This is a genomic window from Ochrobactrum soli, assembly GCF_003664555.1.
Taxonomy (GTDB): Bacteria; Pseudomonadota; Alphaproteobacteria; order Rhizobiales; family Rhizobiaceae; genus Brucella; species Brucella teleogrylli.
Map to the genome: position 1 here is coordinate 198080 of NZ_RCHH01000006.1, position 13314 is coordinate 211393.

Genomic DNA, 13314 nt, shown 5'->3' on the forward strand with positions numbered 1-13314 from the left:
TGCCAGGACGGCGATGTCCATAATGTCGTCCCCTTGCGGGGCTCCCTGTTGGTGAAGGCTTTCGCCAGGCAGGGATTATGTGACGTTACGGCATAGGGTTTCGAGACAGGGAAACGGGCCGCGATATAAAAATCTCATATAGAAAATGGAATAGTGGACGGCAGCTGTCCGGCTGACGATCCAGAAAAAATCACGTAAAATCGAATTGTTACGGAATGGTGCTCACGCTTCAGATCGAAGCGACTGCCCGGCCTGCCGCCCGCCCGGAGAATATACAGCCGCCCAAGAATGTGCCTTCCAGCGCGTTATAGCCGTGATAGCCGCCACCGCCAAAACCGGCGGCTTCGCCTGCTGCATAAAGGCCGGGAACCGGTTCGCCGTCCTCGCCCAGAACTGCCGATTGTAGGTTGGTGTGCAGGCCACCCAGCGTCTTGCGGGTCAGGATATGCAGTTTGACGGCAATCAGCGGGCCGTTGGCAGGGTCGAGCAATGCATGCAACGGCACGGCCCGCGTCAGCCGGTCGCCGATATAGGCGCGGGCATTATGGATCGCCATGATTTGCGCATCTTTCGTGTAGCGGTTGACCACTTCAAGATCCCGCGCTTCGATCTGGTCGCGAATGCGCCGCACATCGAGCAGTTTATCGCCGCTCAAAGTGTTCATGGCCGCGACCAGTTCTTCAATCGTCTTGGCGGTGATGAAATCCGCACCTTTGTCGATAAAGGCCTTCACGGGCGGCGGTGGCGCTTTGCCGAGGCGACTTTTCAGCAGCAGCTTCCAGCTTTTGCCGGTCAGGTCCGGGTTCTGTTCGGAGCCGGATAGTGAAAACTCCTTGCGGATGATCTTCTCAGTCAGAATGAACCAGGAATAATCATATCCGGTGGAGAGAATATGTTTGAGCGTGCCGAGCGTATCGAAGCCGGGCAGATAGGGAGCCGGTAGCCGGTTGCCGCGCGCGTCGAACCACATGGAGGAAGGACCGGGCAGAATGCGGATGCCATGATTGGGCCAGATCGGGTTCCAGTTGCGGAGACCTTCGGTGTAATGCCACATGCGGTCGGCATTGATGACGTGCCCGCCTGCATTGACAGCCATATCGATGCCGCGTCCGTCCACATGGGCTGGAACACCAAGCACCATTTCCTTCGGCGGATTGCCGAGCCTTTCGCGCGGCCATGCCCGGCGCACGCGTTCTGGATCGCCGCCAATGCCACCGGATGTTACGATAACGCTGTCAGCGCCAAAGGCGAATTCCCCAATGATCTCGCGGGATGATGGTTGCCCGCGCTCAACGGTGGAAGGGGCCAGCACTTCTCCGAAAACGCCGGTGACGCGTCCGTTTTCGGTGGTGATTTCATTGACGCGGTGACGGCATTTCAGAGTCACCAGTCCTTTCGCCATTGCCGTCCGCAGCCGCTGTTCGAAAGGGGCCACCACACCCGGCCCGGTTCCCCAAGTGACGTGAAAACGCGGCACGGAATTGCCATGCCCATGGGCCTCAGCGCCGCCACGTTCGGCCCAGCCGACAACGGGAAACCAGCGCATGCCAAGGCTATGTAGCCATGGGCGCATTTCTCCGGTTGCAAATTGCAGATAGGCTTCGGCCCACTTCCGGGGCCATAGGTCTTCCGGCCTGTCAAACTGCGCCGAGCCGAACCAGTCCTGCGCGGCAAGATCGAAACTGTCCTTGATGCCGAGACGGCGTTGTTCCGGCGTGTCGATCATGAACAGGCCGCCCAGCGACCAGAAAGCCTGACCGCCGATGGAATTCTCGCCTTCCTGTTCGAGCAGGATGACTTTTTTGCCCGCGCTGGTCAGCTCGCTCGCTGCGGTAAGGCCCGCCAGCCCCGCACCGATAATGATCGCATCCGCATCAGCCATTCCCACATCCTCCCCGCATTTTGTGCGCATGGTGGCGGAAGCGGAAGCATCTGGCAAGAACCGGCGAAAGCCTCTCAACCAAAGAAATACGGCATGACCCAATCGGCGATCAGCTTGATGGAAAGGCCGAACAGCGTCAGTTGTACCAGCAGGAAGAAGGGACCGTCAGGAAGAAGCCGCGTCAGTTTGGCGCCGGCAAAAGTGCCGATGACTGCCGACGGTATCAGCCAGAGGCCCATCGACAGGTCGAGATTGGAAAACTGCTGCAACTGCCAGTATGGCACCAGCTTCACGGCGTTGACGATGGCGAAGAGGATCGTCGATGTGCCCGCGAAAACAAGCTTTTCCAGATGCTGCGGCAGCACATACATCTGAAAGGGCGGCGCGCCGGAATGCGACACGAAACTGGTGAGGCCGGTGAGAATGCCCCAGAAGACGCCGCCCGGAACATCGGCCTTGCGGGCTTTTCTGCGATAGCGGGCGCCGATCCAGGCATTGAGGCAAAACAGGATGCCGACCAGCCCGACCAGCATGCCAATGAAAGTGGCGGAGAGGTGCGAGCTGAACACCCAGCCCACACCGACACCAACGATGGCCGCTGGCGTAAGGATGGCGAGATTGCGCGCTGAATAGTGATGTCGGTAGAGATAAAGCCCGAACATGTCGCTGATGACATAGATCGGCAGCAGCAAGGCGGCGGCTGTCACAGGCGAGATGACAAGCGCCATCAGCGGAACGGCAAGCGTACCGACCGAGGGCAGGCCGCCTTTCGACATGCCGACCAGAAAGGCCGCAGTGACAGCGATTGCCAGATAAAGGGGGGTATGTTCGATCATGCGGCCGCCGCTGTCGGGGATAGGCTCCGGGCAGGATGGCCCGAAGGGTCAGGAGAATGGAATTTCGTGACGGAAAATCAGGCGTGCGCCCATTCCCAATAGAGGCTGCGGGCGCGCTTGGTCACGGCACCGTAATCGAGCTTGCAGTCGTCAAAGCCGATGATCGGCACAACCTTGCTCATATTGCCGGTTGAGAAAATTTCATCCGCCTGACGGAAATCTTCGATCTTCAGCGTGGTTTCATGCACCGTCACGCCTGCGGCGCGCAACAGCTTGATGACGCGCTGGCGCGTGATGCCGTTGAGGAAGGTGCCGTTTGGCACCGGGGTGAAGACTTCACCGCCGCGAACCAGGAAGATATTGGAGGTCGCCGTCTCTGCGACGTTACCCAACACATCGGTCACGATTGCGTTATGAAAGCCCTTGGCCTTGGCTTCGAGCAGCATACGGCCATTGTTCGGATAGAGGCAGGCCGCCTTGGCATTGACCGGCATTACTTCCAGAAAAGGACGACGAAACGAGGTCGTGGTGATGGTGAAGCCCTTCGGCTCAACCATCGGAATGGCTTCAAGGCACAAGGCGAAATCGGTGGAAGAGGCAAGTGGCGCAACCGTGCTGCTGTCACCCTCCTCGGCCCAATACATGGGGCGGATATAGACATCCGTGCCGGGGGCGAATTTCTTCAGGCCTTCCAGCGCCAATGCTTCGATGTCATTGGCCGAAAGCGTCGGCGACAGACCGAGCGCGCGCGCGGAATCATTGGCGCGTGCGGAATGCAGGTCGAGGTCCGGCGTAACACCTTCGAACAGGCGCGCCCCGTCGAATACAGCAGAACCGAGCCAGGTCGCGTGCGAGGCCGCACCCAGAATGCGCACGTCGCCTTCGCGCCATTCGCCCTTGTAATAGGTCCACATTGCCTTCGAGGCCTGCTTGTCGGTCATTTCTCTCGTCCTTAATTCGTTTGTCTTGCGACGGTAACCCATGGCACCGGCGAGCGTGGATACGCTGTTGTCTGCTGCTGATCTGTCGGGGAAAGGTGCAGTCGGCCGGTGAGTTTTGGGTATCGTAGGATCGCTTGTCGGTGGAAACAAGCGGGAAGCGGGCAACGAGAACAGTTTTTATCGGGCAATGCCGTAAAAACGAAGAAGCCAGCCGGGTGGGCTGGCTTCCGGTAAAATTCTGAGTGAATGGCTCAGAACATCGTATTGTTATTCTTGGACGTTTCCGGCACCGCCTGGATTACGTCCCAATGTTCGACGATCTTGCCGTTATCGACGCGAAAAATATCCACGATGGCGCGACCGCGATCCTCTTCATTCATTTTCGACTGGAGATGCAGGAAGACAAGATCGCCATCCGTGGCGCTGCGCACAATGCGTGCGGTGGCCTTGGGATTGTCCTTGAAGCGCTGCGTGAAAAATTTCACGAAAGGCGCTTTACCGTCGGGTACGCCCGGATTGTGCTGGATATAGTTTTCAGCAAGTACTTCGGAGTATTTTTCCACTTCATGCTTATTGAAGACACCATCGTAAAATTCAAGAACGAGTTTGCGATTGGCTTCTTCTTTGGCAATGTCCCGCGTTTGCTGGGCAAATACTGGTGTGGAAACCGATGCAACACTGATCAGCAAGGCACTGCAAACGGCAAGAATGGATATTTTCATGGGAGAGGCCTCTTTGTTAGGCTGGGAGGAAGCCTCTATTCTAGGGCATTCTGGCGATTGGAAAAGGCCTTATTCAGCATTTCGCCAGATTCTCAGAAAGCTGGCGATCGATGCGTCGATCAGTTTTTGATTGACCTGTTCGTCGGGATCAACCGTGCCAAGCAGCAGACGGGGAAACAGAAACCCGCTGATACTGCCCAGAAAAAGCATAACCTGCGTTTCCGGGTCCTTTACATGAAACTCGCCGGTCCTGGTTTTTGCCTCCAGATATTCGATCATTTTTTTCAGGACCTGGCCGGTTTGATCCGATCGCAGACTGACGCTGATCTCAGGAATGTCCTCGACGGCCTGAATCATTGCGCGCAGCAACTTGGCCATTGCCAGATCCAGAAAACTATCCGCTACAATACGCGCGATCACCGGGAGCAGAACTTCGGGTTCAGCGTCCCATGGAGCATTGTCAAGACGAGCATGAATCTGCTGGCGCAGATCGTCGAAAGCAGCGCGGAGAAGGGTTTGCTTACTGCCAAACCGGTTATAAAGGGTCTGGCGCGTCAGTCCGGCCTCGGCGGCCACGAGTTCCAGACTGACGGCAGAACCGTGTTGGGACAGCATCTTTCTCGTGGCGTTGAGAACCGTTTCGGTACTCACATTCAATTTTCTATCCATGTTTCTCAGGCCCTCCCACGCCCCGTGCGTTCGTCAAGAGACTGATATCACAGAAGATATTTTCACTTTACTGTAAAGTCAAATATGTTGAAGGCTAACAATTAACTGCCATTCGACCTGACGCGTGGGAGAGAACGCGGTGTGGAATCAAGCGCGATAGACTGCTGCGCCGCCCATCATTCCGGCACCTGCGGCGGTTAGCAGGATGGTTTCGCCATCTGCAAAAGCTTTGCTTTCATTGACAATCGACAGCGATAGCGGAACTGTCGCAGCGGAGGAATTGCCAAAGGTTGCGATTGTCCGGACCGTTTTAGCCGGATCGATTCCCAGATTATGTGCCACAGCATCGAACATGCGCGCATTGGCCTGATGCGGGATGAAGCGATCAATGTGTGCCGATTCGATTCCGGCTTTCGCAAGCGCATTTTTGGAGGCGACGGTCATAAGATCGACCGCGCGGGAAAACACCTCGCGACCATCGCTCATCGTCATCAGAAATTGCTCTGGCGGCAAATCGGGAGAAAATGGCTGGTTGCTGCCGCCGGACGGAATCGAAATCAGGTCATAACCGCTTCCGTCGGAAGACAGATCAGCCGAGAGGATGCCGCGTTGCGGGTCTTCATCCGGCACCAGTACAACGGCTCCGGCCGCATCGGCGAAGAGGACGGCGCTTGCGCGTTCAGCGGGATTGATGCGGCGGCTCAAAATATTGGCGGCGACCACAAGGACAGGCCGCTTATGGCTGCGCACAAAGCCATCGGCCAGCGTCAGCGCATAGAGAAAGCCCGCACACGCCCCCGCCAGATCGATGGCGCCGGATCGTGCAAGGCCGAGCTTTTGCGCCAGCAGCGGCGCTGACGGCGGCAGCAGATGATCCGGCGTGGAGGTGGCAAGCAAAGTCAGCGCGACGTCTTCGCGGGCGATGGCGGCATTGTTGAGCGCCATGTCTCCAGCCATGGCTGCAAGCCTGCTCAATGTCTCGCCATCGCCTGCCCAATAGCGCGTGCGGATACCCGTGCGGCGTTCGATCCAGCCCGGTTCCAGACCGAGTTGCTGTTCGATCTCACCGTTTTCCACGCGGCGTTTTGGCACTGCATGACCAAACCCCACCATGCGGGAGGAGCGGCACGAGCTCATAGTGCCCGCCCCGTCACGATGGATGCCACATCGTCAATCGCGTCGTAGAGGGCGGTCAACTCCTCGCTGGTTACACAATAGGGCGGCATCAGATAGATCACATTACCAAGCGGGCGGATCAGCAAGTTCCGCTCGCGAAACAATTTGCGCATCTGTTGGCCGATTTCTGCAAGATAGCCGCCGGAAGGTACGGCAATATCAAGCGCGGCAATCGTTCCCGCCTGCCGGATGCTGGCAAAGCGCCGGTCGCCTGCAAATCGCGTCAGATTGTGTTCGTGAAACTCCTCGATGGAGCGAATGCGGCTCAAGACCGGCTCCTGCTGCCAGACTTCGAGATTGGCGACAGCGGCGGCGCAGGCAATCGGATTGGCGGTATAGGAGCTTGAGTGAAAGAAGGTCTTGCGTCGGTCGGTCGACAGATGCGCATCGAAGATCGCCGGGGTGCAAAGTGTTGCCGCGAGCGGCAACGCCCCGCCTGTCAGCCCTTTGGAAACGCATAGGATATCCGGCGTGATGCGCGCCTGTTCACAGGCAAAGACGGTTCCGGTTCGTCCCCAGCCGGTCATGACCTCGTCGGCGATCAGCAGGCATTCGAAACGTTTGGCGATCTGTTTCAGTTCTGTCAGGAGCGCTGGGCGATAGGTTTTCATGCCGCCCGCACCGAGAACAAGTGGCTCGATCAGCAAGGCCGCTACGTGACCTGACCTGCAATACTCCTCGAACATATCGAGTGTGCGCTGTTCATTGCCTTTTTCGGGAAAGGGCAGCCGGTCAACGCCAAACAGCAAGGGTTCATAGGCGGCATTGAACACGCCGCGCTCTCCAGTGGACATGGTGCCGATGGTATCGCCGTGATAGCTGTGTTCCATCACGACGATACGGTCGCGCTTTTGCCCGGTATTGTGAAAATAGCCGAGCGCCATTTTCAGCGCCACTTCCACCGCGGTCGAACCGCTGTCCGAATAAAAGACGTGCTGCAGGCCGGGCGGTGCGATTTCAATCAGCCCTTCCGCCAGCTGTTCGGAAGGCGCATGGGAATATTCGGCAAAGATGATCTGGTCGAAGCTTTCCGTGGCGTCGCGGATTGCCTGCATGATTAAAGGGTGTCGGTGACCATGGGTGATGACCCACCAGGAGGAGATTGCATCAAGAATGCGCTTGCCGCTCTCGTCGATCAGATAAGCGCCCTCCGTCGAAACGATGCGCTGCATCTCCGGTTCCAGCGCGTGCTGGGTGAAGGGGTGCCAGACGGTCTGCCGCTTCATGCCCACACCTCCACGAAGCTGCCGAGATCGAAATTTTCTTCGAAGGCATGCATCAATACGCCTTCGGAAAGTGACGGCAACAATGGCAGGCGACCGAGAATGCGCACACCGCTCATTTTGGCGACGATGCGCTGGGTTTCGGGATTCTCATCGCCGATAAAGGCAATGCCGCATATTGGCGTCCGGCGATGCTTCAGCGCTTCGACCGACAAGAGCGTGTGATTGATCGTGCCGAGATTGGTGCGGGCGCAGACAATGACAGGGATTTTCCACTGCGCGAATATATCGGCAAAAACCAGATCGTCCGAAAGCGGCACCAGCAAGCCGCCAGCGCCTTCGATGACCAGCGGTCCGTCGGTTGCGGGGACAGTGAGTGCGTCGGCGGAGATTGCCGCGCTGTCCAGCGCTGCCGATTGATGAGGCGAAAGCGGTGCGGAAAGCCGGTAAGCTTCCGGTAAAATGCGGCTTTGGGGCAGGCCGACGAGCTTTGCTACCGCTTCACTGTCCGTCTCCGCATCAAGGCCGGATTGCACCGGCTTCCAGTAATAGCCGTCGAGGGCGGCGGTGAGTGCGGCTGAAAAGACCGTTTTCCCGATGCCGGTATCTGTGCCGGAGACGACGAGGCGCGTTGTCATGGTCTGTCTTTCCCGATTGCGATGGAAAGCCGTTCGAACATCTCGGTGATCTGGCTTTCATTGGCATTGAGCGTGATGGATAGTCTGAGCCGGGCGGTCCCTTCCGGCACGGTCGGAGGGCGGATCGCCCTGATATCGAAACCATCGGCGCGCATGGCCTCGGCGATGCGCATGGCGCGGAAATTATCGCCGATCAGGATCGGCATGATTTGCGAACCACTGGGTGTGAGACCCAGAAGCGAAACGACCAGCGATCCAGCATGGCCGGTCAGCGTCTGCAATTGCTGACGACGCTTTGGCTCGTCTGCGATCATCCGCAGGGCCTCGCGCACGCCCGCTGCCATCAAGGGCGATGGCGCGGTCGAATAGATGAAGTTGCGGGCACGGTTGACCAGATAATCGCCGAGTATGGCGGGCAATTGCAGCAATGCGCCGGACAAGCCCAAAGCCTTGCCACACGTATGCAACACCAGCACATTGTCGCGATTTTCGAGGTCTGCCGCCAGTCCACGTCCTTGCGAGCCATAAATGCCCGTGGCGTGGGCTTCATCGATGACCAGAAATCCGTCGTGGCGGGTCGACAGTGCGGCCAGCTCTGCGATGGGGCCTAAATCGCCGTCCATGGAATAAAGGCTTTCAACGGCAATCCACGGATGGCCCTTGCCGCCCTTGCGTCGCCAGCCATTGATTGCCGTGTCGAAAGCATCGACATCATTGTGTTGCACGAAGACCGCGTCTGCCTTGCTGGATGAAATCCCTTCATGGGCGCTGGCATGGATCAGCGCGTCGCAAACGATCAGATCCCCGCGTTGCGGCAGGGTCGCGAAAAGCGCCGTATTGGCAGCAAAACCAGTGCCGAAATAGAGCACTTTTTCTGTGCCGAAAAAGGCGGCTGCTTCACTTTCGAGCGCTTCATGCTCGACGTGATTGCCGCGCAACAGCCGCGATCCGCCAGCACCCGCCGGGACGCCCCGGTAGAGAGCCGCAGCGATTGCGGCCTTGAGGCGTGGTGAATTGGCGAGGCCCAGATAATCGTTCGAGGTGAAATCGACGCCCTTTTGCGGGGAAAGGGTGCGCAGGCGCGATTTCCGCTCAAGACCCTCAAGCGTTGCCTGATAACGGGCGAGTGCGGGAATGCTCAACGCATCTGCTCCAGTGTCATCGGCTTGAGACCGAGCCGCCGGAAGAGCGCGCTGTCGTGATCCTCGCCGGGATTGTCGGCGGTCAGCAGCGTGTCGCCGACAAAGATCGAATTGGCCCCGGCTAAGAAGCATAGTGCTTGCGTTTCATCGCTCATATCGGTGCGCCCGGCGGAAAGCCGCACATAGGAGGTTGGCATCAGAATGCGGGCCAGCGCGATGGTGCGGATGAAATCGAACGGGTCGATGGGCGCGGCATTGGCAAGGCGCGATCCGGGGATGGGGATCAGCATGTTGATCGGCACGCTCTCGGGCGGTGTCGGAAGGCTGGCCAGTGTGACCAGCATCGAAATGCGGTCATCGACGGTTTCGCCCATGCCGAGAATGCCGCCCGCACAGACCTTGATGCCTGCCTCGCGGACATTCGCCAGTGTTTCCAGCCGGTCTTCGAAAGTCCGGGTGGTGATGATTTCAGGGTAAAACCGCTCCGACGTGTCGATATTGTGGTTGTAGTAATCGAGCCCGGCGTCGGAAAGGCGTGCCGATTGTTCCGGCGTCAACATGCCAAGCGTCATGCAGGTTTCCATGCCCATCGCCTTGACGCCTTCGACCATGGCGACAAGCATGTCCATGTCGCGCTCCTTGGGGCTGCGCCATGCCGCACCCATGCAATAGCGCGTCGCGCCGCCTTCCTGTGCCTTGCGCGCTTCCGCCAGTACGCGCTCGACTTCCATCAGCTTGGAGGCTTTCAGCCCGGTCGGATAATGCGCCGACTGGCTGCAATAGCCGCAATCCTCCGCACAGCCGCCCGTCTTGATGGAAAGCAGCCTGCTCATCTGAATGGCATCGGGGTCAAAATGCTGTCGATGGATTTCCTGCGCGCGGAAGATCAGCTGGATGAAGGGTAAATTATAGATAATTCTAGCAAGATTGAGCGACTCATTTTGTTCGCCTGGTGAATCAACGCCACGTTTTTGGCCAATTATCTCATTAATCTCAGTCATATAGCGGCTCTTCCCATCTTTAATAGATTTGATTCTTAATTTATCTATATTTTAGATGGGCGCATTCATGCAAGCGGCTAAAGATTGCCAGATGTCGACATTGGTGAGCTTCTAGGGAGCGCGTCACTGGCTGGAACGCTGCGTTCCGCGTAGTGCAAGGCGGTGGACACGAAACTGGCGAGGGAAGAAGAGAGCGCTTCAGAGAGGAAGTCAGAACAGCTGAAGCCGCATATCCCCGCGCTCTGAAGCGCGGGGAGGGAGGGGAATTCATTTCACCCAGATGACGCGGCGCGTCTGCGGCTCAACGAGTGCCGGGCGCTGATCGATATAGACGTAGGAATAATTCGGCTGATCCGGGACGGCCACCAGTGGCACATCTTCCGGTATCACCATACCTTCCGTCACCTCGCCTTCGATGGTGATGGGCTCAATTGGATGGCTTTCAATGAAGGTCACGACATCATCCGGCACAACGGGCACGGGCGGTCCTGCATTGGGTCCTTCGTCATAATAAACCACCTGCCGGTTCTGCATCGAAACGATCACCGGTTCGCCATTCACATAGATATAGCCGAAGTCGGGATTGTCTGGGATGGGGCGCACGACAACAGCTTCCGGCACCACATAGCCCTGAGCGATATCGTCCTGAATAACAACCGGATCGACGGGATGGGCGATGACATAATCGCGTGCGGACTGGGGCACTTCGATGATGACAGCATCCTGCGCGGCGGCCAGACCGGTTGTCGCAAGAAACGCTGCCGCTGTAAGAATAAGAGCCTTTTTCATTGCATCGTCTCACTTTCTGTCTTGCCCCGCAGCGGTGGATAAACCTGCACGCGGACAATCTGTTCCCCCTGCGGCGCGCACATCGTGCAACAGGCTGCAATATTCGACCCGTCGCTAGCGATCAGGGCCATGCAAAAAGCGAGCAAAGAGGAAGGGTAAGCGTAGGACGCTCCCTCAACCATAAACTGCGTGAAATCGAGTTTCCGTTGCGACTGGCAAAAAATAGTTGGCTTTGTTGTGGTAATCCGCCGTCGTTCGGATTACTCAGACTTATCCCCTCAAGACAGACCGTCACCCGTTTCGGGCGGCTTAGAGTATGGCGTATGACCCCCAAGAGCCAAGGCTACTTCTTCACGATCCTCGCGGTGACCATTTTTGCGGCGCAGGACGGCATATCGAAATATCTTGGCACGCATTATTCGCCGATTTTCATCACGATGATTCGCTACTGGGTGTTCGCAATTTTCGTCATTCTGCTGGCCATGCGGTCTGGCGGAATCGTCAAGGTCGCTTCCACGAAGCGCCCCTTTCTGCAGATTACTCGTGGTGTGTTATTGGCGGCGGAAATCGTCACCTTCATTCTCGGCCTCAGCCGGGCCGGAATGGCCATGGCGCAGTCGGTCTTTCAAGGCGCGCCACTGCTGGTCACCATGCTTTCCGTGCCGTTTCTGGGCGAAAAGGTCGGCTGGCGTCGCTGGACGGCGATCATTATCGGCCTGTGCGGCGTGCTTTTGATCATCAACCCGGTCAATGCGCATTTCGATGCCAATATCCTGTTTTCCGTGGCTGCGACCTTCATGTTCGCGATCTATGCCGTGGCAACGCGTGCGGTGAGCAAGGATGACGACGCCATGACCAGCTTCTTCTATACGGGGATCGGGGGTGTCGTGGTGCTGACGGCGGTGGGCGTTTTTTATCTCGTACCCATCGCGCCGCATGACTGGTTCTGGATGGCCGCGCTCTGTGTTTGCGGCATTTCGAGCCATTATTGCCTTATCCGCGCTTATGACATTCTCGAAGCGGGCGAAGTGCAGCCGCTGACCTATCTCCAGCTGGTCATCGGCGCTTTTATCGCCACGCTTGTTTTCCACGAAACCTTGACATGGAACGTTATCGCTGGCGCTTTCATCGTTGTTGGCGCTGGTCTGTTCTCCATGTTCCGCGAGCGGAGCCTGTCGCTGAAACGCACCACAAGCGCGACGACGCCCTAAACCAAAAATGAATTTAAAATTCCTCTGCTGCCGACGACGAAAAATAACGGGTTTCGTTGTAGCAATCTGTGATGGCGGGGATTACTCAAAACTATTCCTTTAAGCAGATTTTCACCTGTTGCGGGCGGCTTTGAGTATTGCGTATGACCCCCAAAAGCCAAGGCTACCTGTTCAAGATTGCCTCCGTGTCCATCTTTGCGGTGCAGAATGGCCTGTCGAAATATCTTGGCACGGCCTATTCGCCAATCTTCATTGCGATGGTCCGTTACTGGGTGTTCGCGGCCTTTGTCATTCTGCTGGCCATGCGGTCCGGGGGCATCGTGAAGGCTGCGTCCACGAAGCATCCCTTTCTCCAGATTGCCCGGGGTGTCATATTGGCTGTTGGTGTTGTCGCAGCGATTTTTGCCTTGAGCCGGGCAGGCCTTGCCGTAGCGCAAACGATCTTTCAAAGTTCGCCTTTGCTGGTCACCATGCTTTCCGTACCGTTTCTGGGCGAAAAGGTCAGGTGGCCGCGTTGGATGGCGGTCACCCTTGGTCTGGGCGGTGTGCTTTTGATCATCAACCCGGTCAATGCGCATTTTGATGCCAATGTTCTGTTCGCCGTGGCGGCTTCCTGTCTCTTGGCGATTTATGTCGTGGCAATGCGTGCGGTCAGCAGGGATGACGACACTATGACAAGCTTCTTCTATACGGCGATCGGCGGCGCTGTGGTGCTGACAGCCGTGGGTGTCTTTTATATCGTACCTATCGCGCCGGAGGATTGGCTGTGGCTGGAAGCGTGCTGCGTGTGCGGCATTGCGAGCCATTGCTGCCTCATCCGGGCTTACGAAATCCTTGAAGCGGGGGAATTGCAGCCGCTGACCTATCTCCAGCTGCTCATAACCGCTTTTATCGCCACGCTGGTTTTCCACGAAATGCTGACATGGAACGTCATTGCTGGCGCTTTCATCGTTGTTGGCGCTGGTCTGTTCTCCATGATCCGCGAGCGGAACCTGTCGCTGAAACGCACCACAAGCGCGACGTCGCTCTGATCCATAAATGAATCCGAGGTCAAATTCTCTTGAGCGGCTATGTTTCGCCGTGA

At 57.4% G+C, this 13314-nt stretch carries 13 protein-coding genes; 2 read left to right on the forward strand and 11 right to left on the reverse strand.

Going from position 1 to position 13314, the window contains the following annotated elements; genetic code table 11:
- Positions 1-229 precede the first annotated feature (229 nt).
- From D8666_RS12675 to D8666_RS12725, 11 genes are all read right to left on the reverse strand, one after another.
- Positions 230-1882: an FAD-binding dehydrogenase gene (locus D8666_RS12675; protein WP_109367237.1), complete on the reverse strand. Its 1653-nt coding sequence runs from the start codon at positions 1880-1882 to the stop codon at positions 230-232.
- A gap of 74 nt (positions 1883-1956) precedes the next feature.
- Complete coding sequence (locus D8666_RS12680) at positions 1957-2718, reverse strand: sulfite exporter TauE/SafE family protein (protein WP_109367238.1); 762 nt, start codon at positions 2716-2718, stop codon at positions 1957-1959.
- A gap of 77 nt (positions 2719-2795) precedes the next feature.
- Positions 2796-3659 (reverse strand): branched-chain amino acid aminotransferase, encoded by an 864-nt coding sequence (locus D8666_RS12685; protein ID WP_109367239.1) that lies wholly within the window; start codon positions 3657-3659, stop codon positions 2796-2798.
- Between the two features lie 251 nt (positions 3660-3910).
- Positions 3911-4381, reverse strand: coding sequence for a nuclear transport factor 2 family protein (locus D8666_RS12690; RefSeq protein ID WP_109367240.1), 471 nt, complete (start codon positions 4379-4381; stop codon positions 3911-3913).
- 69 nt (positions 4382-4450) lie between these two features.
- A complete protein-coding gene (locus tag D8666_RS12695) occupies positions 4451-5050 on the reverse strand; it encodes a TetR/AcrR family transcriptional regulator (RefSeq protein ID WP_109367241.1) in 600 nt (199 codons plus the stop codon).
- Positions 5051-5197: 147 nt separating this feature from the next.
- Complete coding sequence (gene bioZ / locus D8666_RS12700; RefSeq protein WP_121538247.1) at positions 5198-6187, reverse strand: 3-oxopimeloyl-[acyl-carrier-protein] synthase BioZ; 990 nt, start codon at positions 6185-6187, stop codon at positions 5198-5200.
- Positions 6184-7452, reverse strand: coding sequence for an adenosylmethionine--8-amino-7-oxononanoate transaminase (locus D8666_RS12705; RefSeq protein ID WP_121538249.1), 1269 nt, complete (start codon positions 7450-7452; stop codon positions 6184-6186). The genes bioZ and D8666_RS12705 overlap by 4 nt, the downstream gene beginning before the upstream one ends.
- Complete coding sequence (bioD, locus tag D8666_RS12710; RefSeq protein WP_121538251.1) at positions 7449-8087, reverse strand: dethiobiotin synthase; 639 nt, start codon at positions 8085-8087, stop codon at positions 7449-7451. The genes D8666_RS12705 and bioD overlap by 4 nt, the downstream gene beginning before the upstream one ends.
- Positions 8084-9229, reverse strand: a complete 1146-nt coding sequence (locus D8666_RS12715; protein WP_121538253.1) for an 8-amino-7-oxononanoate synthase — start codon at positions 9227-9229, stop codon at positions 8084-8086. The genes bioD and D8666_RS12715 overlap by 4 nt, the downstream gene beginning before the upstream one ends.
- Positions 9226-10230: a biotin synthase BioB gene (gene bioB / locus D8666_RS12720; protein ID WP_121538255.1), complete on the reverse strand. Its 1005-nt coding sequence runs from the start codon at positions 10228-10230 to the stop codon at positions 9226-9228. The genes D8666_RS12715 and bioB overlap by 4 nt, the downstream gene beginning before the upstream one ends.
- Before the next feature lie 267 nt (positions 10231-10497).
- Complete coding sequence (locus D8666_RS12725; protein WP_121538257.1) at positions 10498-11019, reverse strand: DUF1236 domain-containing protein; 522 nt, start codon at positions 11017-11019, stop codon at positions 10498-10500.
- Between the two features lie 323 nt (positions 11020-11342).
- On the opposite strand from D8666_RS12725, the gene D8666_RS12735 reads away from it, so the two are divergent.
- On the forward strand, positions 11343-12230 hold the full coding sequence (locus tag D8666_RS12735) for a DMT family transporter (RefSeq protein ID WP_121538259.1): 888 nt from the start codon (positions 11343-11345) through the stop codon (positions 12228-12230).
- Positions 12231-12373: 143 nt separating this feature from the next.
- On the forward strand, positions 12374-13261 hold the full coding sequence (locus tag D8666_RS12740) for a DMT family transporter (RefSeq protein WP_121538261.1): 888 nt from the start codon (positions 12374-12376) through the stop codon (positions 13259-13261).
- Positions 13262-13314: the final 53 nt, after the last annotated feature.